Origin of the sequence: Massilia sp. CF038 (assembly GCF_900129765.1) — a bacterium.
Taxonomy (GTDB): domain Bacteria; phylum Pseudomonadota; class Gammaproteobacteria; order Burkholderiales; family Burkholderiaceae_D; genus Telluria_A.
In genome coordinates this window covers 909,232-934,359 of sequence record NZ_FQWU01000002.1, presented here as the reverse complement: position 1 = coordinate 934,359, position 25,128 = coordinate 909,232, and the positions used below count along the sequence as shown (strand labels likewise).

General features: G+C 62.9%; 25 protein-coding genes, 1 tRNA gene and 1 riboswitch. Of the genes, 15 read left to right on the top strand and 11 right to left on the bottom strand.

From position 1 onward, the window contains the following. The first annotated feature begins 17 nt into the window (after positions 1 to 17). Both BUC24_RS14625 and BUC24_RS14620 read left to right on the top strand, forming a co-directional pair. Positions 18 to 1,157 carry a nucleotidyltransferase family protein gene (locus BUC24_RS14625; protein WP_073217507.1) on the top strand — a complete coding sequence of 380 codons (1,140 nt, stop codon included), beginning with the start codon at positions 18 to 20 and terminating at the stop codon, positions 1,155 to 1,157. A 74-nt stretch (positions 1,158 to 1,231) separates the two neighbouring features. Beyond that, a complete protein-coding gene (locus tag BUC24_RS14620) occupies positions 1,232 to 2,026 on the top strand; it encodes a DUF1345 domain-containing protein (protein ID WP_083598932.1) in 795 nt (264 codons plus the stop codon). 289 nt (positions 2,027 to 2,315) lie between these two features. On the opposite strand, the gene BUC24_RS14615 is transcribed toward BUC24_RS14620, so the two are convergent. The 9 genes from BUC24_RS14615 to BUC24_RS14575 all read right to left on the bottom strand — a co-directional run bounded on the left by BUC24_RS14615 (position 2,316) and on the right by BUC24_RS14575 (position 8,464). Then, a tRNA-Lys gene (locus BUC24_RS14615) sits at positions 2,316 to 2,391 on the bottom strand. A gap of 73 nt (positions 2,392 to 2,464) precedes the next feature. Beyond that, a complete protein-coding gene (gene ybgF / locus BUC24_RS14610) occupies positions 2,465 to 3,226 on the bottom strand; it encodes a tol-pal system protein YbgF (RefSeq protein WP_073217501.1) in 762 nt (253 codons plus the stop codon). A 117-nt stretch (positions 3,227 to 3,343) separates the two neighbouring features. Beyond that, complete coding sequence (gene pal / locus BUC24_RS14605; RefSeq protein ID WP_073217498.1) at positions 3,344 to 3,865, bottom strand: peptidoglycan-associated lipoprotein Pal; 522 nt, start codon at positions 3,863 to 3,865, stop codon at positions 3,344 to 3,346. A 36-nt stretch (positions 3,866 to 3,901) separates the two neighbouring features. Next, complete coding sequence (gene tolB / locus BUC24_RS14600) at positions 3,902 to 5,167, bottom strand: Tol-Pal system beta propeller repeat protein TolB (protein ID WP_073217495.1); 1,266 nt, start codon at positions 5,165 to 5,167, stop codon at positions 3,902 to 3,904. 37 nt (positions 5,168 to 5,204) lie between these two features. Beyond that, complete coding sequence (locus BUC24_RS14595; protein ID WP_073217492.1) at positions 5,205 to 6,041, bottom strand: energy transducer TonB; 837 nt, start codon at positions 6,039 to 6,041, stop codon at positions 5,205 to 5,207. Positions 6,042 to 6,057: 16 nt separating this feature from the next. Beyond that, on the bottom strand, positions 6,058 to 6,492 hold the full coding sequence (locus BUC24_RS14590) for an ExbD/TolR family protein (RefSeq protein WP_073217488.1): 435 nt from the start codon (positions 6,490 to 6,492) through the stop codon (positions 6,058 to 6,060). A 12-nt stretch (positions 6,493 to 6,504) separates the two neighbouring features. Continuing rightward, a complete protein-coding gene (tolQ, locus tag BUC24_RS14585) occupies positions 6,505 to 7,194 on the bottom strand; it encodes a protein TolQ (protein ID WP_073217486.1) in 690 nt (229 codons plus the stop codon). 24 nt (positions 7,195 to 7,218) lie between these two features. After that, positions 7,219 to 7,623 (bottom strand): tol-pal system-associated acyl-CoA thioesterase, encoded by a 405-nt coding sequence (gene ybgC, locus BUC24_RS14580; RefSeq protein ID WP_083598930.1) that lies wholly within the window; start codon positions 7,621 to 7,623, stop codon positions 7,219 to 7,221. A 91-nt stretch (positions 7,624 to 7,714) separates the two neighbouring features. Beyond that, complete coding sequence (locus BUC24_RS14575; RefSeq protein ID WP_073217480.1) at positions 7,715 to 8,464, bottom strand: SDR family oxidoreductase; 750 nt, start codon at positions 8,462 to 8,464, stop codon at positions 7,715 to 7,717. A gap of 128 nt (positions 8,465 to 8,592) precedes the next feature. Next, positions 8,593 to 8,702: riboswitch (ZMP/ZTP riboswitch) on the top strand. A gap of 102 nt (positions 8,703 to 8,804) precedes the next feature. On the opposite strand from BUC24_RS14575, the gene glyA reads away from it, so the two are divergent. The 10 genes from glyA to BUC24_RS14525 all read left to right on the top strand — a co-directional run bounded on the left by glyA (position 8,805) and on the right by BUC24_RS14525 (position 17,631). Beyond that, positions 8,805 to 10,052, top strand: a complete 1,248-nt coding sequence (gene glyA, locus BUC24_RS14570; RefSeq protein ID WP_073217478.1) for a serine hydroxymethyltransferase — start codon at positions 8,805 to 8,807, stop codon at positions 10,050 to 10,052. A 22-nt stretch (positions 10,053 to 10,074) separates the two neighbouring features. Beyond that, positions 10,075 to 10,542 carry a transcriptional regulator NrdR gene (gene nrdR / locus BUC24_RS14565; RefSeq protein ID WP_073217476.1) on the top strand — a complete coding sequence of 156 codons (468 nt, stop codon included), beginning with the start codon at positions 10,075 to 10,077 and terminating at the stop codon, positions 10,540 to 10,542. A gap of 128 nt (positions 10,543 to 10,670) precedes the next feature. After that, the gene (gene pilV / locus BUC24_RS14560; protein WP_143167528.1) at positions 10,671 to 11,204 is read left to right on the top strand and encodes a type IV pilus modification protein PilV; all 534 of its coding nucleotides are present in this window, start codon (positions 10,671 to 10,673) and stop codon (positions 11,202 to 11,204) included. After that, entirely contained in the window at positions 11,201 to 12,136 is a 936-nt protein-coding gene (locus BUC24_RS14555) for a PilW family protein (protein WP_073217472.1), read from the top strand. Before pilV ends, BUC24_RS14555 begins: the two co-directional genes overlap by 4 nt. Continuing rightward, the gene (locus BUC24_RS14550) at positions 12,133 to 12,780 is read left to right on the top strand and encodes a pilus assembly PilX family protein (protein ID WP_073217469.1); all 648 of its coding nucleotides are present in this window, start codon (positions 12,133 to 12,135) and stop codon (positions 12,778 to 12,780) included. Before BUC24_RS14555 ends, BUC24_RS14550 begins: the two co-directional genes overlap by 4 nt. After that, positions 12,777 to 14,762, top strand: coding sequence for a pilus assembly protein (locus tag BUC24_RS14545; protein ID WP_073217466.1), 1,986 nt, complete (start codon positions 12,777 to 12,779; stop codon positions 14,760 to 14,762). The genes BUC24_RS14550 and BUC24_RS14545 overlap by 4 nt, the downstream gene beginning before the upstream one ends. Continuing rightward, the gene (locus BUC24_RS14540; protein WP_073217461.1) at positions 14,759 to 15,202 is read left to right on the top strand and encodes a type IV pilin protein; all 444 of its coding nucleotides are present in this window, start codon (positions 14,759 to 14,761) and stop codon (positions 15,200 to 15,202) included. Before BUC24_RS14545 ends, BUC24_RS14540 begins: the two co-directional genes overlap by 4 nt. Then, entirely contained in the window at positions 15,199 to 15,744 is a 546-nt protein-coding gene (locus BUC24_RS14535; protein WP_229448220.1) for a GspH/FimT family pseudopilin, read from the top strand. The genes BUC24_RS14540 and BUC24_RS14535 overlap by 4 nt, the downstream gene beginning before the upstream one ends. A gap of 183 nt (positions 15,745 to 15,927) precedes the next feature. Next, positions 15,928 to 17,004, top strand: a complete 1,077-nt coding sequence (ribD, locus tag BUC24_RS14530) for a bifunctional diaminohydroxyphosphoribosylaminopyrimidine deaminase/5-amino-6-(5-phosphoribosylamino)uracil reductase RibD (protein WP_073217459.1) — start codon at positions 15,928 to 15,930, stop codon at positions 17,002 to 17,004. A 6-nt stretch (positions 17,005 to 17,010) separates the two neighbouring features. After that, positions 17,011 to 17,631, top strand: a complete 621-nt coding sequence (locus BUC24_RS14525) for a riboflavin synthase (RefSeq protein ID WP_073217456.1) — start codon at positions 17,011 to 17,013, stop codon at positions 17,629 to 17,631. A 13-nt stretch (positions 17,632 to 17,644) separates the two neighbouring features. Here the strand turns inward: BUC24_RS14525 and BUC24_RS14520 are convergent, their stop codons facing one another. Both BUC24_RS14520 and BUC24_RS14515 read right to left on the bottom strand, forming a co-directional pair. Continuing rightward, a complete protein-coding gene (locus BUC24_RS14520; protein ID WP_073217453.1) occupies positions 17,645 to 20,461 on the bottom strand; it encodes a M16 family metallopeptidase in 2,817 nt (938 codons plus the stop codon). Between the two features lie 44 nt (positions 20,462 to 20,505). Next, positions 20,506 to 22,383, bottom strand: coding sequence for a putative bifunctional diguanylate cyclase/phosphodiesterase (locus tag BUC24_RS14515; RefSeq protein WP_073217448.1), 1,878 nt, complete (start codon positions 22,381 to 22,383; stop codon positions 20,506 to 20,508). Positions 22,384 to 22,626: 243 nt separating this feature from the next. On the opposite strand from BUC24_RS14515, the gene ribBA reads away from it, so the two are divergent. The 3 genes from ribBA to nusB are packed head-to-tail and all read left to right on the top strand — an operon-like array spanning position 22,627 to position 24,767. Then, complete coding sequence (ribBA, locus tag BUC24_RS14510; RefSeq protein WP_073217445.1) at positions 22,627 to 23,739, top strand: bifunctional 3,4-dihydroxy-2-butanone-4-phosphate synthase/GTP cyclohydrolase II; 1,113 nt, start codon at positions 22,627 to 22,629, stop codon at positions 23,737 to 23,739. Between the two features lie 44 nt (positions 23,740 to 23,783). Next, positions 23,784 to 24,263, top strand: coding sequence for a 6,7-dimethyl-8-ribityllumazine synthase (gene ribH, locus BUC24_RS14505; RefSeq protein WP_073217442.1), 480 nt, complete (start codon positions 23,784 to 23,786; stop codon positions 24,261 to 24,263). A 33-nt stretch (positions 24,264 to 24,296) separates the two neighbouring features. After that, positions 24,297 to 24,767: a transcription antitermination factor NusB gene (gene nusB, locus BUC24_RS14500; protein ID WP_073217439.1), complete on the top strand. Its 471-nt coding sequence runs from the start codon at positions 24,297 to 24,299 to the stop codon at positions 24,765 to 24,767. Positions 24,768 to 25,128: the final 361 nt, after the last annotated feature.

The following is a 25,128-nucleotide window of genomic DNA, read 5'->3' as shown; positions in this document are numbered from 1 at the left end:
AAATAGAGGATAGACAAATGAAAGCAATGATTCTTGCAGCCGGCAAAGGCACCCGGGTACGCCCGCTGACCTACGACCTGCCAAAGCCGATGATTCCGATCCTGGGCAAGCCGGTCATGGCCTATCTGATCGAGCACCTGGCCCGTTATGGCGTGCGCGACATCATGGTCAACGTGGCGCACTTGCACGAAAAGATTGAAGATTATTTTGGCGAAGGCGAGCAGTTCGGCGTGAGCCTGGGTTATTCCTTCGAAGGCTATACCAATGAACTGGGTGTGGCGGTACCGGAGCCGATCGGCTCGGCCGGCGGCATGAAGAAGATCCAGCAGTTCGGCGGTTTTTTTGACGAGACCACCATCGTGCTGTGCGGCGATGCGCTGATTGACCTTGACCTCAAGTCGGCTCTGTTCGAGCACAAACGCAAGGGTGCGCTGGCCAGCGTGATCACCAAAGAAGTGCCATGGGATAAGGTGTCCGACTATGGCGTGGTGGTCACCGACGACGACGGCCGCATTGTCTCGTTCCAGGAAAAGCCGAAACGGGAAGAGGCGCGCTCCAACTTTGCCAGTACCGGCATTTATATCTTTGAACCGGAAGTGCTGGACCTGATCCCAGCCGATACCGTGTTCGACATCGGCTCCGATCTGTTCCCGCTGCTGGTCGAGCGCGGTCTGCCGTTCTATGCACAGAAGCGCGCCTACGACTGGATCGACATCGGTACCGTCACCGATTACTGGAGCGTGCTGCAAAGCGTGATGCTGGGCGAGGTGCGCAACCTGAACGTGCCGGGCGTGCAGATTGAAGATGGCTTGTGGGTGGGCCAGAACACACGCATCGAACGCGAAGGCACCACCATTGTGGGGCCGGTGTACATTGGTTCCGGTACTCACATTGAAGCCGGCTGCACGATTGTGGGCCCGACCTGGATTGGCCACGGCAGCCATATCTGCGCTGGCGCCAATGTGGTGCGCAGCGTGCTGTTTGAGTACACGCGCATTCTGGCCGAAGCAACGGTGCAGGAAAAGATCGTCTTCAAGGATTACTGCGTCGATCGCGAAGGCGTGATGTCGCACGTGTCCGAATCCGAGACCAGTGAATGGGGCAATGCGCGCAATCGCCATTCGCCACCGGATCTGCACGTGGTGCGCGCAGCGTAAATGCGGGCTGCCGGCGCGTGCGCCGGCATGGCTGAATTTGGCCGCAGGGCAGGGAAGTGCCCTATCATGTCTTCATGACAGATGACACTTCCCCAGACCCGCAACAAGACGCATCTCACGATCGGGCCGCCGAACCGCCTCCCGATCCGTTCTCCGAACCGCTCCCCGATCCCTCCGGCGGTCCTTCCGGCGACCGTTCCGGTCACGTTCGCCCCACCTTTGCGCGCATCGTGCTGGCGCGGCCACGCCTGTTTGGGTGCATCGCTTTGGCGCTGCTGGTTGGCACGCTGCTGCCCGACAGTCTGATTCCCCATGCGGTCACCCGCGTCATCGTCGCCTGGAATGCGGGTGCGTTGACGTATCTGGCGCTCACGCTGCACATGATGTTCGCGTCCTCGCACGAGCAGATGCGCACCCGCGCCAAGGGCCAGGATGAAGGCCGCGCTTTGATTCTGGCGATGGTGGTCATGGCGGCAGTGGCTTCGCTTTCTGCCATCGTGGGCGAACTGGCGCTGGCGCGTGACCTGCACGGGGCCGTCCGCTTCAATCACGTGGCGCTTGCCATGGGGACGCTGCTGACCTCCTGGACCTTCACCCAGGTGATGTTTGCCACCCACTACGCGCACGACTATTATCTCGCGCTTGAGCGCGATGGCGTCGGCGGGCTGGCCTTTGCCAACGAAGAGCAGCCCGACTACGGCGATTTTCTTTATTTTTCCTGTGTGATCGGCACCTCGGCCCAGACAGCCGACGTCAGCTTCACCAGCCGCGCCATGCGCCGCACGGGACTGCTGCATTGCGTACTGGCGTTTTTCTTCAACGCCACTTTGCTGGCGCTGACGATCAACATTGCTTCAGGATTAATTTAGCTGCGCGTGCCACCACGAGCAGGGTAGGCGCCGCGCGACTCAGTGGGGCATCGGGTCTTGTTTTGTCTCGTTTTGTCTCATCGTGTCTCATCCTGTTGAAAAATGCGGTCCCAGGCGGCAAATGACACGAAAACAGGCAGGATGAGACAGAATGAGACAAAACGAGACACGATGCCCCCACAGGCCGCGGTCCCTTGCATCGCCTGCCGGTGCCGGCGCGAAAGCGATGACCAAAACAAAAAAGCAGTTACGATCACTCGTAACTGCTTTTCTGACTACTGCGCATTCGTGGTAGGCCGTGCGGGATTCGAACCTGCGACCAACGGATTAAAAGTCCGCTGCTCTACCAGCTGAGCTAACGACCCGAAAGAAGCAAGATTATAGGGGGCATCCGCGCTTCTGTCAAATGCCCAAACCCATATTTTTTCGAAAAACGACTTATTTCAGACTCGGCAAACGGTCGCGTGCAGCCTGTGCCGCGGCGGAATCAGGGTACTTGGCGATCAAGTCCTTGAGCGCCTTGGTGGCCGCTTTCTTGTCCTTGAGCTCGGCGTGGCAGGTGCCGATATTGAGCATCGCATCCGGCGCCTTGGCACTGTCCGGATAGTTGGCTGCTACTACCTGCTGGGCCGCAATGGCCTTCTTGCAGTCGCGCTGCGCGTAGTAGGCGTTGCCCAGCCAGTACTGCGCGTTCGAGGCATAACCCGACGATGGATAGCGCCGTACAAACTCGCTCAGCTGGCTGGCCGCCGCCTTGTAGTCGCCGCCCTTGAAAGTGCTCATGGCGTTGTCATAGCTGGCCTGCTCATCGGCCGCCACGGCTGCTTCCTGCCCGTCGATATTCACCTGGCGCGGTTCCAGCTTGCGCAGGCGATTATCGAGATCGGTGTAAAAATCCTTTTGACGCTTCTGCATCGTCACAATGTCGTTGCTCAGCACTTCGAGCTGACCACGCAGCTTGTTGATCTCGGCGATGGTCTGTTCGTTCTGGTTCACCATCTCAAGCGCGCTGGTCTTGTCGGCTTTCGCGTCAAGGCGGCTGTTCAGGTCGCGCGTGATGTTGTCGACCTTGGCGCGCAGGTCGAGGATGGCCTTGCGTGCCTCATCGTCGTCGAGCAGACCGGCGTTGGCCTGCAGCGGCAGGCATGCCATCAGCGCGAGGAGCGTGGCCGCGATGCGGGTCCTGGATGTGTATGTCATAGCGTGACTCTTTCAAACCTGTTGCGAAAATATGGAAACGGGGAGCGTGCAGCCAATGCCGCATGGCTCCCCGTTGTCATGTCGCCCTGACGACTACAGCGTCAGATTCATCGTCAATCAATAGACGATGTCGGCGCGGCGGTTTTCAGCCCAGACTGCTTCGCCGGTGCCCATTGCTTTTGGCTTTTCTTCGCCCAGCGAAACGGCTTCCATCTGGCTCTCGGCCACGCCCAGCGAGCTCATTGCCTTGCGCACGGCTTCAGCACGTTTCTGGCCCAGGGCCAGGTTGTACTCGGTGCCGCCGCGTTCGTCGGTGTTACCCTGGATCAGAACCTTGCGGCCCTTGTTCTTGCTCAGGTAGCCCGAGTGGTTGCTGACCACTTCTTTGCCATCGTCACGCACAACATAGCTGTCGTAGTCGAAGTAGACGCTACGCTTGGCCAGCACGCCTTTTGGATCGTTCAGCGGGTCGATCGAGCCGGTTTCGACTGGACGCACATCGCGTGGATCGGCGACGTCGGTCTTCGGGGCTTCCGACTTTTCGACGACTTTTGGCTCTTCCAGTTTGACTGGCGAGCTGCAAGCTGCGAGCAGGGCGGCGCTTGCGATGATAAAGGCGAGACTGTTGAAATTGCGCATGGTTTTTCTCCTGGACGTGGTTAAAAGTACTCTTTTTTACTTCATAAAGGGACCCCAGTTGGGCTCCCGAATGTTTCCTGCTGGTGTAGACAAACGCTGCTTGACTCGACCATCAACCGAGACCACGGCCAGCGAGGTGCGTCCGCCAGCCTTGGTTGCGTACATGATGTATTTGCCGTTAGGCGAGAAACTCGGTTCAGTGGCCGAATCGGCCAGGCGAATCTCCTGGCCACTGGCCAGGTTCATTGCGTACAGACTGTAGCCCCCATCGCGCTGCGACACCCATGCCAGGGTTTTGCCATCGGACGACACACGCGGGCTGATATTGTAGCTGCCATTGAAGGTCACGCGCTGCGCATTGCCGCCGCTGGCGCTCATTTTATAGATTTGCGGCCCGCCGCTGCGGTCGCTCGTGAAATAAATTGTCTGGCCGTCGGCCGAGTACTGCGGTTCGGTGTCGATGCCATTGCTGTTGGACAGGCGGCGCAAGCCGCTGCCATCAGCGCCCACGCTGTAGACCTGGGTGTGGCCGTCTTTCGACAGTGCCACCGTCAGGCTGCTGCCGTCAGGCGACCAGCTGGGGGCTGAATTGCTGCCTTTTTCATTGACGATCACGCGCCGTCCACCCGTTACCAGGTCCTGCACGTAGATGACAGGCTTGCGCAGTTCGAACGAGACATACGCCACTTTGCTGCCGTCCGGCGACCAGGAAGGCGAAATGATCGGGTCCTTCGAGATGACCGCTTCCTGGATGCTTTCGCCGTCGGCGTCAGCCACCAGCAGGCGGTAGTCGCGCGCGGCGCGGTTTTCCTTGACGTAGGCGATGCGGGTGGCAAAGGCGCCGCGGGTGCCGGTCAGCTTTTCATACACATCGTCGGCAATGCGGTGCGCGGCCGTGCGCGTGTAGCGCGGGGTGGTCGCGTTTGACAGGGTCGAAAGCTGGCCGCCCTTGACCGTGTCGTACAGCTTGTAGCGTACTTCCAGGCGGCCATCGGCCAGCTTTTGCACGCTGCCCACCACCAGGGCGTCGGCGCCGCGCTGCTTCCATTGGCTGTAGCTCACTGGATCGGTCTCGGAAATCGGGCCGCCGGCGTCGATCACCTTGAACACGCCCGACAGTTCCAGGTCGGCCTTGATGATCTCGGAAATCTTGGCCGGGGCCACGCCTTCGTCGCCGAAGGCGGCAATGGCGACCGGAATCTGGTTGGCCGAAACACCGGAAATTTCAATCTTCAGTTGCGCGTGTGCGCCAGCGGCAGCCAGCAGGCCGGCGCTGAAAACGAGTTGCTGCAGTTTTTTCATAGGTCGGTTTTCCTCAATTCGTGGCAACGATGCTGTGTCACTCGACATCCTTCATTTTGATGGTGACATCGACGGTGCGGTCTACCGTACCATCTTTCTTCTTCGGAAGTGGTGACGAATTGTTAATGCCGCGCTCCACCGCCGCGTCAAAAGCGGGGATGCCGCTGCTTTTTACCTTGCGCACCGAGATGATTTCCCCGGTAGGCAACTGGTCAATCTTGAATTGCACGGCGGGATTGCCCGGCACGTCCGTGTCGCCCACGTAAGACGTGGAGCGCTTGATCTTGCCGCTGACGGCTGCGGCGTAGCCCGTGTCAATACGGGGCGCGCTCGATTGCGCCGCCGTGCCGGTGCCGCCCAGGTTGGCCATCATGCGCTTGGTTTCCGCCTCGCGCAGCTTGTCGAGCTTTTTCTGGTCCGCAAGCGCTTGCGCCGCCTTGGCCTTCTTGTCAGCCAATTCCTTGAGCTTTTCTTCCTTCAATTCTTCGCGCAGCTTTTCCTGCGCCAGCTTCTCGTCGGCCAGCTTCTTCTCCAGCAGTTTCTTCTTCTGTTCCTTGATCTTTTCCAGCGCGATATCGGGCGCTTTTGGCGCCACCGGCTCTTCCACCACCGGCTTCGGTGGCGGCGGCTCCGGAATCGGCTCTGGCTTGACCACCGGTTCCGGCTGCGGCGGCGGGGGCGGCGCGGCCTCCTGGGTCTTCATGTCCCACACTTCGGCCTCGACCGCGTTCGGCTCGGTGTTTTGCCAGCGTACGCCGATGTACAGGAACACCAGCAGCAGCGCGTGCATGGCCAGCGCCAGCATGATCGAAGGCGTGCGGCTCGGTTCCGGCGGAACAGTGTACGGGGCGCCGCCGGCGGCGGCTGGATTCATGGGTGCCATGCGTTCGTCACTTGGTGGCCAGGCCAACCCGGGTAATGCCCATCTTTTTCGCTTCCGAAATCAACTGGATCACGTCATCGTACTTGGCGTCGCGGTCGCCCGCGATCATCACCGGATACTCGGGGAAGTCGCTGTGCAGCGCGCGCAGGCGGCGCAGCAGGGCAGGGCGGTTCTTGAAGCTTTCGCCAGCCAGGGCGCGCTTGCCATTGACGCTGAGCGAGAGCTCGCCATTTTGCAGCAGCTGGATCTGGATGTAATTGTCCGGCGGCAGCGCTGACTTTTGCGCGTTGGGCAGATTGATCACGCTCGGGCTGTTTTGCGGCGGCACCACCATGAAGATGATCAGCAGCACCAGCATCACGTCGATGTAAGGCACCACGTTGATGTCCGATTTGAGCTTGCGCCCGCGTCCACCGCGCAAACTGCTGGAAGAAAAAGCCATGTTCCGCTCCGCTTAGCGCGACTGGCGCTGCAGGATGTTCGAGAATTCTTCCACAAAACTCTCAAAGCGGATCGCCAGACGGTCGATGTCGTGCGTGTAGCGGTTGTAGGCCACCACGGCAGGAATGGCGGCGAACAAGCCGATGGCGGTGGCAATCAGCGCTTCGGCAATGCCGGGCGCGACCGCTGCAAGCGTGGCTTGCTGCACATTGGCCAGGCCGCGGAAGGCATTCATGATGCCCCACACGGTGCCCAGCAAACCCACGTAAGGCGAGACGGAACCAACCGAGGCCAGGAAGTTCAAATGGGAGTCGAGGGCATCGAGCTCGCGCTGGAAGGCAGCGCGCATGGCACGGCGCGCGCCATCGAGCAGGGCGCCGCTGTCTTGTGATTCGCGCTTGTCCGCTGCCTGTTTGCCCTTGATAAATTCGCCCATGCCGGCGTCAAAAATACGGGCCAGCGCGCCACTCTGGTCGCGGCTGCTGCTGGCGCTCTGGTGCAGGGTGTGCAGGTTGCCGCCCGCCCAGAAGGTGCGTTCAAATTTTTCGGTCTGGGTGCGCGCGGCGCGAATGGCAAACGCTTTGCGGAAGATATACGTCCAGCTCATCAGCGATACCACCAGCAACAGTCCCATGATCAATTGCACGATCAAGTGCGCATTGGTGATCAGGGCGAGAAAGGAAAGGTCTTGAGGTGCGTTCATCGTTTATCTGTTTTCGGTAGTAAATCAGGCGGCACGCATTTTATCAGCGCTTGCGGGCGGAAGGGCGCATGGACGCAGGGTGACTGCATCCACGCAGCCGACTTTGACGCGGGCGCTGGCCAGCAGCACATCGCCGCACCAGGCTTGCTGTACGAACTGGACTGATGCACGGCCCAATTTTTCAATGCTTAATGTTAAGTTTAATACATCATCGAGCTTGGCCGGCGCATGATAGTCGATATGCGCACTCTTGACGACGAAAATCGCCCCTTCCTGTTCTGCCAGCTGCTGCTGGTTCACGCCAGCGGCGCGCAGCCACTCGGTGCGCGCGCGCTCGAAGAACTTCAGGTAATTGGCGTAAAACACGATGCCGCCGGCATCGGTGTCTTCATAGTAAATGCGTACCGGCCAGGTAAAGTCTGAGGCCATGCTCAATGTTGTCATAAAATGAATGTGGGAAACATTCTAAACGATTTTGCCTGGGATCGAGAAGTTTCCCTATGGCACTGCATCGGCCGCCTTACAGATGGCGCTTGATGGCGAAGGGCGAAAAGCCCTGGCACACCGGCATCATCTCGATGGTATTGATGTTGATGTGGGGCGGCAGGGTGGCAATCCAGTACACGGTCTCGGCAATGTCGGCCGCGCTCAGGGGCACCGTGCCTTCGTACACCTTGGCCGCTGCCGCATCGTCGCCCTTGAAGCGCACATTCGAAAACTCGGTGCCGCCGCACAGGCCGGGCGCCAGATTGGTGGCGCGCACGCCCGTGCCCACCAGATCGGCGCGCAGGTTGAGGGTGAACTGGTCCACGAAGGCCTTGGTGGCGCCGTACACATTGCCGCCCGGGTAAGGGTAGTGGCCGGCCACCGAACCCAGATTCACCACCAGGCCGCTGCCGCGCTCGACCATCGACGGCAGCAGGGCGCGCGTCATCGTCACCAGGCCGGTGCAATTGGTGGCGATCATGGTTTCCCAGTCCGCCAGCGGCGCTTCGTGGGCGGGCGCGGTGCCCAGGGCCAGGCCGGCATTGTTGATCAGCACGTCGACCTGGCGCCAGGATTGCGGCAGCATCGACAAGGCTTCATTGATCGAATCCTTGTTCGTCACGTCCATCACGAGCGGCAGCGCCAGGTCGCCCAGTTCGGCGGCCAGCGCGTCCAGTCGTTCCTTGCGGCGGCCGCTGATGACAACCTGATGGCCGTGTTTGACGAACGTACGTGCCATTTCGGCGCCAAAGCCGGCCGAGGCCCCCGTAATAAAGACGATCATGTAGATACCTTGAGTGAAGTTTACGCCGCAGATTGTAGCCGAAAGGGGCATAAGCAGCCCGGCGCGGCGGGAAGGCCCCTGCGCTTCCTTGCCCTAATTCAGGGTTTAACTTACAATTTGGGCTCCATTACGTCTCACGTAACTGGCGAAAAGTCGCGGTGCAGATCGGCTGTCGGCGAAAGGTGGGCTTCCACCGGGGAACGTGAGATTTCAACAGCCGTTCGCCTGGGCAGCCACCGATGGAAGCGCACGATGAGGCTGCCTGTCCCATGTCCGACGGCTCCCCTCATTCGATCCTTACAGCCAGGTGCCTCGCACTCTTATCGATTGGAGTTTTTTCATGTTTGCAAAAGATCACACGCTCGCCAACGTTGACCCGGAATTGTGGGGCGCGATCCAGAAGGAAAACACCCGCCAGCAAGATCACATCGAGCTGATTGCCTCGGAAAACTATACCTCGCCAGCAGTCATGCAAGCCCAGGGCTCGCAGCTGACCAACAAGTATGCCGAAGGCTATCCAGGCAAGCGCTACTACGGCGGCTGCGAATTCGTCGACATCGCTGAACAACTGGCGATTGACCGTGTCAAACAACTGTTCGGCGCCGAAGCGGCCAATGTGCAGCCCAATTCCGGCTCGCAAGCGAACCAGGGCGTGTTCTTCGCCATGCTCAAACCGGGCGACACCATCATGGGCATGTCGCTCGCCGAAGGCGGCCACCTGACCCACGGCATGGCCCTGAACATGTCGGGCAAATGGTTCAACGTCGTCTCCTACGGCCTGACCGAAGCCGAAGACATCGACTACGAAGCCATGGAGCGCCTGGCGCACGAGAAAAAGCCCAAGCTGATCATCGCCGGCGCTTCGGCCTTCTCGCTGAAAATCGATTTCGAACGCTTTGCCAAAGTGGCCAAGGCAGTCGGTGCCTACTTCATGGTTGACATGGCGCACTACGCCGGTCTGATCGCCGCTGGTGTCTACCCGAACCCGGTCCCGCACGCTGACTTCGTCACCTCGACCACGCACAAATCGCTGCGCGGCCCGCGCGGCGGCATCATCCTGATGAAGGCCGAACACGAAAAAGCCATCAACTCGGCCATCTTCCCTGGCATCCAGGGCGGCCCGCTGATGCACGTGATCGCCGGCAAGGCCGTCGCCTTCAAGGAAGCGCTCAGCCCCGAGTTTGCCGAATACCAGAAGCAGGTCGTGAAAAACGCCGACGCTCTGGCCAAGGCCCTGATCGCGCGCGGTCTGCGCATCGTGTCCGGCCGTACCGAGTCGCACGTGATGCTGGTCGATCTGCGTTCCAAGAACCTGACCGGCAAGGAAGCCGAAGCCTTGCTGGGCGCTGCCCACATGACCTGCAATAAAAACGGCATCCCGAACGATCCGCAAAAGCCCTTCGTCACGTCCGGCATCCGCCTGGGCAGCCCGGCCTTCACCACCCGCGGTTTCAAGGAAGCAGATGCCACCACCGTGGGCAACCTGATTGCCGACATCCTTGACAACCCGGGCGACGCTGCCGTCGTCGGGCGCGTCAAGGCCGAAGTCAAGAAGCTGACCGACAAGTACCCGGTCTACGCAGCCTGAACAACGGAGCCGCCGCCGCCTCATGAAATGTCCTTTCTGTCAGCATGAAGATACGCAGGTCCTTGATACCCGCGTGTCCGAGGAAGGCGATTCGATCCGGCGCCGGCGCCGTTGCGCCCGTTGCGACAAACGCTTCACCACCAAGGAACGGATCGAGCTGTCGATGCCGATCATCGTCAAGAAGAACGGCAGCCGCACCGAGTACGCCTCGGCCAAGCTGCGCGGTTCGCTGATGCTGGCGCTGCGCAAGCGGCCGGTGTCGGCCGAAGCGATCGATACGGCTGTGGCCTCGATTGAAGAAAAGCTGCTCACCAGCGGCCAGCGCGAAGTCGAATCAGGCTACGTGGGCGAGCTGGTGATGCTGGAGCTCAAGCGGCTCGACAAGGTGGCTTACATCCGCTTCGCCTCCGTGTACAAGAATTTCGAAGACCTGGCCGAGTTCCAGGATGCGATTGCCGAAGTCGGGCAGGATCGCAAAACTCGGAAATAAGTCCCTCTGCACTGTTGAGACAAGTCAGCCGCAGTCCTTGCGCGCGCTGATAACTTGAGCCTCTCGCGATCCCGATCAATGCGCATGGCGCGCATGGCAGCCGCGATTCTTCCTTTGCGGAGGCTCCCTTGCACACACGCTGCGCCCGTGGTTTCGCCTTGTTCGAAGTCCTGGTCGCGGTCCTGGTGCTTGCTGTCGGCGTGCTCGGTGGCGCCGCTGCCCAACTGGCCTCGCTGCGCACCCGGCACGCCAGCGCGCTGCTGTCGAATGGCGTGCAGCTCGCTGCCAGCCTGGCCGAGCGCATGCGCGCCAATCCCGCCCAATTGCACGCGCCCGACGCTGCCAATCCCTATCTCCAGTTGCATTACAGCGCAGACGACGGCGCGCCGCCTGAACCGGCACCGTGTTTTGCCGCCGGCGCCTGCCCCAGTGTCCAGCTGGCCGCTTTCGACCTGGCCGAAACCGTGCAGCTGCTGCAGCGCGACTTCCCGGGCGGGCGCATCCGCGTCTGCCGCGACGACAGCGCCACCCTGAGCTGGGACTGCAGTGGTGCGCCAACGGCGCCCATCGTGGTCAAGCTGGGCTGGCTGCGGCGCCAGCCCGATGGCAGCTGGGCGGCCACGCCAGCGCTGGTCATGGTAGTGGAGGGCGCGTCCCCATGAGGCGCCAGCGCGGCATCACCATCATCGAAACCATGATCGCCCTGGCGCTTGGCATGCTGGTCGTGCTGGGGGCGGCTACCTTGCTGCTGTCCTCGCACGCTGCGTACACCGCGCAAACCCAGGCCGCCAATGTGGACGACGCGGCCCGCTTTGCCCTGGCCGCCATCGAGCGGGCCGCGCGCCAGGCTGCCTGGGTCGACTGGGACCGCGCCGACGCCGCCAGCGATCTCGACGCCGCCGAGCCACCGGTGCACGGCCTCGACGCGGCCTCGCTGGCGCCGGCCGCGCACGCGCTCAACGATCCACGCCCGGCCGCCATCAATGGCAGCGACATCCTGGCCCTGCGCTTTAGCGGCGCCGGTCCCGGCGAGGGCGATGGCAGCATCACCACCTGTGCCGGTTTTTCCGTGGGCGCAGGGCAGCAGGGCTGGAGCATCTTCTACGTCGGCTTGAGCGCCGGCGGGCGCCCGGAGCTGCGCTGCAAGTACCGCGGCGCCAACAACTGGAGCGCCGACGCCATCATTGGCGGCGTCGATTCCTTCCAGGTGCTGTACGGGGTTGACACCGATGCCGTCGCCGACGGCGTGGCCAACAGTTTTTTGAGCGCCACTGCCGTCAACGAGATGGACGCCGCCATTGCCGGCGAAGGCGAGAGCGACGCCGTGCGCGAACGTGACCGCCTGCGCAAAAGCTGGTGGCGCCGCGTGGCCAGCCTGAAGGTGTCACTCATTCTGCACGCCGAAGGCGCCATCGACCATACGCAAGGCCCGCGCCTGTTGCATGCCTTCGGCAACTGGTACAGCCAGGTGCGGGCCGATGCCGACACCGGCACCCGCCTGGACCGCAATGCCATGGACCCGGCGCTGCGCCAGCGTGCCCACCGCGTCTTCGCCGCCACCATTTTGCTGCGCAACCGGCTGCCATCGCCATGACCGCGCCCCTGCAGCGTGTCCGCTACCTCCCATGGCTGCGCCAGCGTGGCAGCGCCCTGGTACTGACCATGGCCACCATGCTGGTCCTGATGCTGGTTGGGGTGGCCGCCATGCGCACCGCCATCAACGCAGAAAAATCGGCCCGGGGCGAACGCGATCACCTGCTGGCCCTGCAGGCAGCCGAGGCGGCGCTGCTCGATGCCGAGCGTGACATCGATGGCGCCGCCGGCGCCACCTCGCCCCGGGCCGCGCTGTTTGCGCCGGGTGGCGGAGCGCTGTTTGCCGAAGGCTGCGGCAGCGGCGTGGGCAATCCGGGGCTGGGCCTGTGCGCGCCCGCCTTGCCGCCCGCGGCGCCGGCCTGGCAGCGGGTCCAGCTGGACCAGGACGGCGCAGGTGAGGCGCGCTTTGTTGAATACGGCCGCTTCACGGCTGCCGCCATGCCGGTGGGCGCCGGCATGCTGCCGGCCCGCCTGCCGCGCTACATCATCGAGCAGATTCCCTATGTGCGTGCCGGTGTCGACGCCAGTAGCCAGGCCGCGCTGTTCTACCGCATCACGGCGATTGGCTTCGGCGCCAATCCCAATCACTGTGTGGTGCTGCAGTCCTACTATCTCAAGCCAGTTGGTGCCGGGGAACGCGCATGAGCCGCGCGCTCGTCGTGCTGGCAGTCTGGCTGTTCTGTGCCTGCGCAAGCGGCGCGCCGGCGCTGCAGATACCGCACGTGCGGCTGGGGGCACCGGCGCAGGGAGCCGGCCCCGCAGCGGTGTGGCGGCCGCTATCCGGACCGCCATTTGTGCTGCTGACAGAGTACGACCTGACGAACGCCAGCGGCACTGTGCGCCGCCATACCCTGGTCCTGGGACTGAACGGCTTGGCCACCATTGCGCCAGACGCCACCTGGGATGCCGCGCCACTGCTTGCAAACCGCAGCGCCACCCGTCACCTCGGCACCAGCGACGCCGCTGGCGTGGCGCAGGACTTCACCTGGAAAGCCCTGGACGGGGCCTGGCAAGCCTGGCTTGATGCGCCATCGCCCGGCGCGCCCGGCGACGGCCAGGGCCAGGCCCGTGCAGCCTGGCTGCACGGCATGCGCGATGGTGAAGGCAAAGGACTGCGCCCACGCCAATCCCTGCTCGGCGACATCTTGCACAGCACGCCCCTGATCGTTGGCGCGCCTGCTGCGGTCGAACAAAGCGCGCGCTACCCGGCGTTTCGCAACCGCTACAAGGCGCGCCGCCTGGCTGCCTATGTAGGCGCCAATGACGGCATGCTGCACGCGTTTGCAGCCGACGATGGCAGCGAGCTGTTCGCCTACCTGCCGCGCGCGCTGGGGCCGCGTCTGTCTTTGCTTGCGGCGCCTGACTTTCAGGCCCAGGCCTTTGTCGACGCCAGTGCGGGGCAGGGTGACGCTCTGCTGGACGGCGCCTGGCATACCGTGCTCGCTTCCGGCATGGGCATGGGCGCGCGCGGCCTGTTTGCGCTTGACATCACCGACCCCGAGCAAGGCGCGCCACCGGTGTGGGAGTTCGGTGCCAGCGACGATCCTGCCATCGGCCACCTGCATGCGCCGCCTATCGTCGCCAAACTGCGCACCGGCACGCGCCGGCGCCAGCCCCTGTTTGGCCACTTTGTCATCGCACCCAGCGGCATCAATCCCTTGCAGGACGACGGCAATGGCGCACTGTTCCTGCTCAGTGCAGGCAAACCAGCCGCGCAAGCCTGGAAAGAAGGTAGCAACTATGTGCGCCTGGCCACCATGGGCGCCGATCCTGCCTTGCCGAACGCCCTGGGCCCGCCAGCGCTGGCGCTGCATCCTGATGGCAGCGCCCTGTATGCGTACGCGGGCGATCTGCAAGGCCGCCTGTGGCGCTTCGATCTGAGCAGCCGCACAGTCCAGCTGCTGTTCACTGCAAGCGACCGCGACGGGCTGGCCCAGCCGATCAGCCATGCCCCGGTGGTGGTGTTTGCGCCAGGCGGTGGCTATCTTGTCCTGTTTGGCACTGGCAAGCTGCTTGAAGCGGGCGACCTGCTCAAACCCTCGTTCAAGGTGCAGTCGCTGTATGCGATTCTGGACCGGCCCGAGGCCGAGCCGCAGCCGCCGCCCACGCGCGCCCAGCTGCTGCGCCGCACGCTCGAGGGCAGCGACAGCTACACCATCAAAGGGGCGGCCGTCGATTACGGCGGCCCGCAGGCGAAGCGCGGCTGGTATTTCGATCTGCCCAATGCACGTACACAAGGCGAGCGTGCTGCCGGCAGCGCGCTCGCGCTCGGTGGCGCGATTGTCTTTGACACGGTATCACCCGGCACCGACGGACCACCCATCCTGCGCAGCTATCTGCTCGACGCACTTAGCGGCTGGGCGCTTGACAGCGCCGGCCTGGCTGGGCCAGGGGCCACCACGGGCGCCGCCGTGGCCGCGCCCTTGCTGCCGCCGCTGCTGTTTGCCGGCCCTGCGGCTGGCAGCGCGCGCGACCCTACCGGCGGCACCGTCGTCACGCGCAGCATCACGGTGCTGCGCGGCGCCAGCACCAGTCGCATCAAGATCGCGTTCCCGGCCGGACGGGTGGGCTGGCGCGAAGTGGGCAACTGGAAAGAACTGCATGCCCGAACCAGGGAGAGAAAATGAAAACCGGATTTACCCTCATCGAGATATTGATCGTGACGGCCCTGGTGGCCATCCTGGCGGCGCTGGCGTATCCCTCCTACGCCGGCTACATCGTCAAAGTGCGGCGCAGCGAGGCGCAGGTGGCCCTGCTTGACACCATGCAGCGCCAGGAGCGCTACTACGCCGACAACAACCGCTACCTGCCATTTTCGGCGGACAGTGACAACGGCGGCACCGACCAGTTCAAGTGGTGGTCGGGGCGCAGCGCGCGCGAAAGCGCTTACGAGTTGCGCGCGCAAGCCTGCCCCGGGATGGCGCTCAACCGCTGCATCGAAGTGCAAGCCATGCCCGGCACCGGGCGGGTCGACGGGCGTTTTCGCGACCGCCAGTGCGAAACGCTGACCCTGACCAGCAATGGCGACCATCGCGCCAGCGGCCCGGGTCCGCGGTGCTGGCCGTGAGGCGCGGCTTCTCGCTGCTGGAACTGCTCATTGCGCTGGCGATCGGGGCCGTGCTCATTGCGCTGGCCCTGCCTGCCATCCGCGATCTGCTGTTGCGCTATCAGCTCAAGGCTGCCGTGGGTGACCTGGTCAGCGCCATTGACCTGACCCGTTCGCAAGCCATTGCGCGGGCCGACCGCGTCCTGATGGTGCCGCTCGACGCCGCGGGCAAAAACTGGGGTGGTGGCTGGGTTGTATTTGTGGATGCAGATGGCGACCGCCGCCCCGGACCAGACGAAGAAGTGATCGCCGCCCACGCGCCACTGGCGGACAGCCTGCTGTTCAGCACCAACTTCACCAGCAACAAAGCCCCGTACTACATTGCCTTCAACAGCGCCGGGCGTGGCTGCAGCGCGACCAGCAGCCAGGCCGCACGCTGGGGCACCTTGTCCTTGTACCAGGGGCCGCACATCCGCCGCATCCGCATCAACATGCTGGGCCGGGTCCGCGTATGCGACCCGGAGCGCGACAAAGAAGGCTGCGAAGGCCCAGACCCGAACTGATTTGCCACATCGTCCTCGCGGAGGCGGGGACCCATACCACGCTGGCACAGTCGTAACGCGTGCATGCTATGGGTCCCCGCCTTCGCGAGGACGACGGCTGCACCACTTTCCCCCAACGATGTAAAATCGTGGTCAGACAACCGCTCCCTGACCGCCGTGCCACCAGACCTTGACACCCACTACATGCAACTTGCCCTCGAATGGGCAGCCAAAGGCATGTACACGACCGCGCCCAATCCCCGCATTGGCTGCGTCATCGTGCGCGACGGCGTCGTCATCGGCGCCGGCCACACCCAGCCTGCCGGCCAGGCCCACGCCGAAATCCAGGCCCTGCGCGACGCTGCTGCCCGCGGCCACGATGTGCGCGGCGCCACCGCCTACGTCACGCTGGAGCCGTGCAACCACCACGGCCGCACGCCACCGTGTTCCGACGCCCTGGTGCGCGCCGGCCTGGGGCGGGTGGTGGCCGCCATGGTCGACCCGAATCCGCTGGTGGCAGGGCAGGGCCTGGCCAAGCTGGAAGCGGCCGGCATCGCCGTCAGTTCAGGTTTGATGGCCAGCGAAGCCTACGAACTCAATATCGGCTTTTTCTCGCGCATGCGCCGTGCCCGCCCATGGGTCCGTCTCAAGGCTGCCGCCAGTCTGGATGGCATGACTGCGCTGCACAGCGGTGAAAGCCAGTGGATCACCGGACCGGAAGCGCGTGCCGACGGCCACGCCTGGCGCGCGCGCGCCTGTGCCATCCTGACCGGGATTGGCACCGTCAAGGCCGACAATCCCCAGCTCAATGTGCGCGCGGTTGAAACGCCACGCCAGCCGCGCCGCATCGTCGTCGACAGCAAGCTCGACATCGACCCCGACGCGCGCGTGCTGCAAGGCGCCGCCAGCTGGATCGTGGCCGCCACCGGCAACGCCGAAAAAGAAGCGCGCCTGCGCGCCGCTGGCCACGAGGTCATCTTGCTGCCCAATGCCAGCGGCAAGGTCGATCTGCCCGCGTTGATGCTGGAACTGGGCCGGCGCGAGATCAACGAATTGCATGTGGAAGCGGGCGCCAAACTGAATGGCTCGCTGGTGCGCGAAGGCTGCGTCGACGAGCTGCTCGTGTATCTGGCGCCCAGCCTGATCGGCGATGCCCAGGGCATGCTCGCGCTGCCGCCGCTGCAGGCGCTGGACCAGCAATACCGCATGCGTTTTCACGACGTCACACAAATCGGCGCGGATATCCGTATCCTCGCCCGCTTCAATCAACCTGAGGAATAATCCAGCATGTTTACCGGAATCGTCGCCGCTGTCGGCAACATCACCACCGTCCAGCCCCTCGAAGGCGGTCTCGATGCAGGCGTGCGCCTGGAAATCCACGCGGGCGGCTTGCCCCTGGCCGACGTGGGCCTGGGTGACTCGATCGCCATCAACGGCGCCTGCATGACGGTCGTCGTCAAGACCGATACCGCCTTCAGCGTCGATGTCTCGCGCGAGAGCCTCAATTGCACCGTGGGCCTGGATGCACCGGGTGAAGTGAACCTGGAAAAAGCGCTGACCCTGGCCGAGCGCCTGGGCGGCCACCTGGTGTCGGGCCACGTCGATGGACTGGGCCGCGTGCATCGCTTCGAGGCGGTGGGGGAATCCTGGGAACTGGTGATCGACGCGCCAAAGGACCTGGCCAAGTTCCTCGCCTTCAAAGGCTCGGTGGTGGTCAATGGTGTATCGCTGACCGTCAACCGGGTGGAAGACCAGGCCGACGGCGTATGCCGCTTCTCGATCAATCTGATCCCGCACACCATCTCGGTCACCACGCTCAAGCATCTGCGTGCCGGCAGCCAGGTCAATCTGGAAATCGACCTGATCGCGCGCTACGTCGAGCGCATGCTCTCCGCCGGCAAAGTCTAGGCAGCGGCCAGGCTTATTTTTCGGGGTACAGCACCACCTGCACGTAATTGCGCGTGTCGAGATAGCGCCGCGCGGCCTTTTTCAAGTCCTGGGTGGTGATGGCCTCGATGCGTTTTTCGTAGTCAAGGATGTTGGCCGGGTCGGTCCCCTGCAGCAGCGACGCTTGCATTCTGCCCAGCCAGTAGCCGTTTTCGCGCATCGACTTGCGGTGCTCCAGAATCCAGTTCTGCTTGACCTTGTTCAGGTCCGCCTTGTCCGGACCGTTGGCCTTGACCTTTTCAATCTCGGCAAAGGCGGCGGCAATCACCTTGTCCACGTTGGCCGGACCGGTGGGCAGCGCCAGGTTGATCAGGTACTGGCCCTTGGGAATGCGGTTGATCCCGCCGCTCATGCCGCCGCCATAAATCAGTGCCAGCTTTTCCCGCAGCGTTTCCGTGATCTTGATGTTCAATACTTCCAGCAGCGCGTTTACGCGCATCTGCTCTTCTTCCGAATAGCTTGTGTCGCCGGCGAAGCTGATTGCCACATTCGCTTTCGCTTCCGTCCCGCGTCGCACATCCTTCTTGACGATGCCCTTGGCCGTCTCGATCTGCATGTCGCGGAAGTTCAGGGGCAGCTCGGAGGTGGGCAGCGAAGCCACATAGGTCGCAATCATGGGCTTGATGGCGGCCAGGTCGAAGCTGCCCACGAACATGAACGTGAAGCCCTTGGCGCTGCCATAGCGCTCTTTGTAAATGGCGATGGAACGATCCAGATCGAGGCCGGCAAAGTCTTCCGGCCGCGCCACGCGCGCCACCCGTGGATGGTCCATGAACAAGGTGGCTACCTGGGTATCCTGAAACACCGCTTCCGGCTGCGACAGTGCGTTGCGCGCCGACTCGATCTGCTTGTCGACAAACGACTGGAACAGCACCGGGTCGCGCCGGATGGTGGTAAAGCGCAGGTACAGCAGCTGCAGCATCGCTTCAATTTCGCTGCTGCCACTGGCGCCGCCCAGCGACTCGGTGTACGCGTTCAAGCCGGCGCTCACGCTGGCGGTCTTCCCGGCCAGGATCTTGCGCAGCTCGACTGGCGAATGCGCACCCACGCCCATCGCCGCCACCACATTGCTGGCGTAGCGCGCATTGAAGCGGTCCGCATCCGGATACAGCGACTGGCCGCCCAGGCGCACTGCGCTCATGAGCACCTGGTCATTGCGGAAGTCGGTCGGTTTAAGAATCACCTTCACGCCGTTCGATAGCAGCAGCGTGGTCAGGCCAAGGCGTTTGTCTTCGGTTTCACTGACGATGGTGCCGGCTGCGGGCGGCGTCTCCATCAATTCGGCCGCCACTGCCTGGTCGTCGCGCGCAGCCACCACCGTCTGCTCTGCCGCCGTGAAGGCGGCCAGCAGATCGGCGCTGCCCGGCGTGGGCGTCTGGCTATTCGTGGCCCCGGTGTAGGCGATCAATTTGGGCGCGTTGGTGGGGATGGTGGCGCGCGCATAGGCATTCATTTCGTCCAATGAGATCGACGGCAGCATCTCGCGCATGTATTGGTACTCGTTTTCGGCACCGGGAATGGTTTCGCCGTTGAGGAAGTTGCGGATGTATTCGCTGGCCAGGGTGCCCGAATCGGTTTTTTCACGCTCGCTGTACATGCGTTCGGCGCGGCGCATCTGGTTTTTGCGCGCGCGCTCCAGTTCCGCCTCGCTGAAGCCGAACTGGCTCACGCGCGCATGTTCCTCGCTCAGCGCTTGAATCGCGGGCACGGCGCCAGCCTTGCCCAGGCTGGCCGCCACGGTGTAGCTTTCGTAACGGGTGGCCAGCCGGCCAATGTCGCTGCTGGCGGCCATGAACGGGGGATTGGCCTGCTGCGCCAGTTCCTGCAGGCGCTGATTGAGCATGGCGGAAAACAGGCCGCGCACCAGCATGGCGCGGTAGCCGCCCAGCGTGGTTTCTTCACGCGCCGGTTGCACCGGATAGCGCACCAGCAGGGCATTGCCGCTCGCTTCCTTGTCGGTGACCACGATCGCCTCGGTGGCATTGCGCGGCGAGATGGTCGCTTCGAAGCGCTTGCGCGGCTTGACGGGATTTTTGAGCGAAGCAAAGTGGCGTGTGATCAGGCGTTCGGCCTCCTGCGGATCGATGTCGCCCACTACCACGACTGCCATCAGGTCCGGCCGGTACCAATCCTTGTAAAAGCGCTTCAGCGCCGCGTGCGAGCCCTTGCTGATCACTGCTTCCTGGCCAATCGGCAGGCGCTGCGCATAGCGCGAGCCGTTGAAGACCTTCGGCAGCAGCACTTTTTGCATACGGTCATTGGCGCCTTTGCCGAGCCGAAGTTCTTCCAGCACCACCGGACGTTCCTGATCGATGTCGGCGCTTTCGAAGCGCAAACCCTGCGCCCAGTCGGCCAGCACCTGGAAGCCCTTGTCGACATGGGCTGGCTTTGCCGTTGGAATCGGCAGGATGTACACCGTTTCGTCAAAGCTGGTGTAGGCATTCAAGTCGGCGCCAAACTGCACGCCGATCGACTCCAGGTACGACACCAGTTCGTGCTTGCGGAAGTGGGTGCTGCCATTGAAGGCCATGTGCTCGACAAAGTGCGCCATGCCGCGCTGGTCTTCGTCTTCCAGAATGGAGCCGGCTTTGACTACCAGCCGCAGTTCCAGCTTGTTTTCCGGCTTGCCGTTCTTGTGGATGTAATAGGTCAGGCCATTGGGCAGGTGGCCCACCTTGACCTGGGGTGATACAGGGAGCGGCTGCGACAGGTCGAGCGCAGCGCGTGCGCTGATGGTGGCGGTAAAGCAGAAGAGGGCGGTTACGACGGATCTTGCCAGTTTCTTGGACATTGGCTGCACACGGATTGGAATCGAGTCCGCATCATACTCCGTGCTCAGGCAAGGTGCGCGAGCGACGATTTGCCGCAAATCAAGTTTTCCATTTGGTCCGGGGGGACCGGGCGGCTGAACAGGTAGCCCTGCACTTCGTCGCAGCCAATCGCTTTCAGGAACTGGTACTGCGCTTCGGTCTCCACGCCTTCGGCAATGACCACCAGCGATAGGCCATGGGCCAGTGCGATCGTCGCCTGTGCAATGGCGGCGCTGCGCGGTTCGGTGGTGATATTGCGCACGAAGGTCTGGTCGATCTTGAGCTTGTCGAGCATGAAACGCGACAGGTAACCGAGCGAAGAGTAGCCGGTGCCAAAGTCGTCCAGGGAGATGGACACGCCCATGTCGGTCAGACGCGCCAGCTGGGCGGCGGTGGCTTCGCTGTCGTGCATCATCACGCTCTCGGTCAGCTCCACCTCCAGGTAGCGCGCCTCCAGGCCGCTTTCGGCCAGCGCATCCGCCACCACCTCGGGCAGATTGCCAACCATGAACTGGTGCGCCGATACGTTCACGGCCACCCGTAGTGGCGCCATGCCTGCATCCTGCCAGGCCTTGTTCTGCAGGCAGGCCTGGCGGATCACCCAGTTCCCGATCGGCAGAATCAGGCCGGTATCTTCGGCCAGGGCGATGAAGTCGCCCGGGGCCACCTGGCCCAGTTCCGGACTGCGCCAGCGCAGCAGCGCTTCCATGCTGCAGATGCGGCCATCAGCAATAGCCACCTGGGGCTGATAATGGAGCGACAGTTCGCCGCGTTCGATGGCGCGCCGCAGATGGGTTTCAAGTGACATCCAGCGCAGCGCATGCGCATTCATCTCGCCTTTAAAGAAACGGAAGCCATTGCGCCCCGTGTCCTTCATGTGCGACAGGGCCACGTCGGCCGCCTTGAGCAATTCGCTGGGCGTGCCGCCGTCGCGCGGGTACACGCTGATGCCGATGCTGGCCGTGAGGATCAAGTCATGCCCGCCCACTTGCACCGGGCGTGAAATGGCCTCAATCAGGCGCCCGGCGGTATTGGCAATGGCGTCTGAATCGAGACAGTCGGTGAGCAGCAGGACAAATTCATCGCCGCCCATGTGGGCCAGGGTATCGTTCGGGCCTGCCACCACGCCGGCGCGGCGCGCCATTTCCTGCAGCATGGCGTCGCCAGTTTCGTGCCCCAGGCTGTCGTTGATACGCTGCAGGCGGTCCAGGTTAAACAGCAGCAGCGCGATCTGGCGCTCGCCCGTGCGGGCGGCGGTAACGGCGTCGCGTACGCGCTGGGCCAGCACCTGGCGGTTCGGCAGCAGGGTCAGGGAATCGTGATGGCTGAGGAAGTCGACCTGGTGGTGGGCCGCGCGCAGGGCGCTCACATCGCTGGACACGGATACATACGCTTCGGGTTTGCCATCGTCACCGCGCACGGCGTCAATCACGATGCGCTCCGGGTACACCTGGCCGTTCTTGCGGCGGTTCCAGATCTCGCCGCGCCACTGGCCGGCCTGGCGCAGGCTGTCAAAAATATCCTGGTAGAAGGCGGCGTCATGGCGCCCCGACTTGAGGATGCGGGGATTTTGGCCCAGCACTTCCTGTTCGCTGTAGCCGGTCACCTGCTCGAACGCGGCGTTGACGGCAATGATGGCACCGGCCGTGTCGGTCATCATGATGCTTTCCTGCGTGCTCTGGAACACCTGTTCAGTCATGCGCAAGCGCTGGGCATTGTCCCTGGCCTTCGCTTCCAGGTGCGCCACGCGCTCGCCCACCAGGCTGCCAAGCTCTTGCGCCAGGGCCGGATTGGCGACGCCATGCCGGGCCAACAGGGCCTGCAGCGCTTGCGCCGACAGGGCGGCAGCCATCAGGCAGGCATCCTGCAAAGGCGGCCACGGGGCATTGCTAGCGGCATGCATCTCGACATCATGACTCCAAAACAGGGTGGCGCGCGGAACGAAGTCCGTGAGTGTGTTGCATGTTAATTCATCAGAGTTCACAATTATAGCGGTGTTCGCAATTTTCGTTGGCGCGCTGCAACAAAATTTTGTGTTCAAGAAGCCGCCCCGAGGGCAGCCTCGGCATCTAGATAAGTTGAAGTCGGGTAAATCCTTTAAAATAGCGGATTCGCAAAAAAGCAGCCCCGTCTACAAGGAAATCGCATGTCTATCGCAAGCACCCAGGAAATTGTTGCCGAACTGCGCGCCGGGCGCATGGTCATTCTGGTCGACGAGGAAGACCGCGAAAACGAGGGTGATCTGGTCCTGGCCGCCGACTTTGTCACGCCCGAAGCAATCAACTTCATGGTCAAGCATGCGCGCGGCCTGGTCTGCCTGACCCTGACTGAAGAGCGTTGCCGCCAGTTGCAGCTGCCCATGATGGCCACCAACAACGGCACCGTGTTCGGCACCAACTTCACCGTCTCGATCGAAGCAGCCGAAGGCGTGACCACCGGCATTTCCGCTGCCGACCGCGCGCGCACCGTGCAAGTGGCCGTGAACAAGAACATGGGCGCGGCCGATATTGTCCAGCCGGGCCACATCTTCCCGGTGCGGGCTGTGCCTGGCGGCGTGCTGATGCGCGCCGGTCACACCGAAGCCGGCTGCGACCTGACCGAAATGGCCGGCCTGACCCCGGCCTCGGTGATCTGCGAGATTCTCAAGGAAGACGGCACCATGGCGCGTCTGCCGGACCTGATCGAGTTCGCCAAAGAACATAACCTGAAAATCGGCACTATCGCCGACCTGATTCACTATCGCAGCGCCAACGAATGCCTGGTTGAACGCCTGGCCGAGCGCAAGATGAGCACCGTGCACGGCGACTTCCGCCTGATCGCCTTCCGCGACAAGCCGAGCGGCTCGGCCCACCTGGCCATGGTGCATGGCGACATCAAGGCCGACTGCGAAGCGCTGGTGCGCGTGCACCAGCCTGTTTCCATCCTGGACGTGCTGGAAAGCCGCGCCACCACCCACTCGTGGACCATTGATTCGGCCATGCAAGCCATCAAGGCTGCCCCTTGCGGCGTGATGGTGCTGCTCAACTGCGGTGAAACGGCCGACCAGCTGTTTGCCCAGTTTGCCGCCCTGGACGCCCCCGAAACCCGCCCGCAGGCGCGCGCTGCCAGCATGGACCTGCGCACCTACGGCATTGGCGCGCAAATCCTCAAGGATTTGGGCGTGGGCAAGATGCAATTGCTGGCCAGCCCGCGCAAGATGCCATCGATGACCGGCTTCGATCTCGAAGTCACCGGATACATGGCAAAGCCGGCCGCCTGAAGTACACTAGACAGACATTCCAGAACAGATAAAGAGGCATTGAGATGACCGTAGGAACCTATGAAAGCAATTTGACCGGCGCTGGCTTGCGTATCGGTATCGTCCAAGCCCGTTTCAACGCCGACGTTGGCCATGGCTTGCTGTCGTCCTGCCTGGCTGAGCTCAAGCACCTGGGCGTGGCCGATGAAGACGTGCTGCACGTGACCGTGCCTGGCGCGCTGGAAATTCCGCTGGCCCTGCAAAAAATGGCAGAAACCCAACAATTCGACGCCCTGATCGCGCTCGGCGCCGTCATTCGTGGCGAGACCTATCACTTTGAACTGGTGTCGAACGAATCGGGCGCCGGCATCACCCGCGTGGGTCTGGACTACGGCATCGCCATCGCCAACGCCGTGCTGACCACCGAAAATGACGAGCAAGCCGAAGTGCGCATGGCAGAAAAGGGCGCCGATTCGGCCCGCGTGGCCGTTGAAATGGCCAACCTGCTGATCGCCCTCGAAGAACTGCAAGCCGACGAAGATTAAGCCTCCCGCATCACAGAAGAACAGGTAAGTACCATGACTGAAAAAACCACGCACGCCAACCCGAGCAAGAACCGCACCCCGCGCCACCGCGCACGCGAGTTCGCCTTGCAGGGGCTGTACCAATGGCTGCTCAATAACGAAGACGCCAAGACTGTCGTCACCAACATCCGCGCCGCCCACGGCTTCGAAAAAGCCGACGCCGAGCATTTTGCCGCCTTGCTGTATGGCGCCATCAAGGATTCGGTGGCCCTGCGCGAAGCGTTTGCGCCCCTGATCGACCGCGGCGTGGCCGAGTTGTCGCCAATCGAGCACGCAGTGCTGCTGATCGGCGCGTACGAGCTCAAGAACAATCTCGAGATTCCCTACCGCGTCGTCATCAACGAGGCGGTCGAGCTGACCAAGTCGTTTGGCGGGATTGACGGGCACAAGTACGTCAATGGCGTGCTCGACAAGCTGGCGCCGAAGCTGCGCGCGGACGAAGTGGCAGCCGACACCCGTCGTTAATTCGGCATCGCAGTACAGACAAAGCCGCCTGCTGGGCGGCTTTTTTTATGCCCGCGGCAAAGCCCATCGACGTATCAGCACATTTATATACACCTTAGGCAACGCCCACCGACTTACCAGCACATTTATACGCACCCTAGGCAACGCCCATCGAATTACCAGCACGTCGCCCTCGCGAAGGCGGGGGCCCATCCCATGCCTCCGAATTCGGTGAAATGGTATAGGGCTGGCGCATGCGCCAGCGCCTTCGCGAGTGCGATGTAGTGTTGTCACGTGCAATGTGGTGTTGGCAGGTGCGAGGTAGTCGCTGTGACGTGCAAGCGCTGATTGCGAAGTACCCGCACGCCATAAAAAAAGCCGG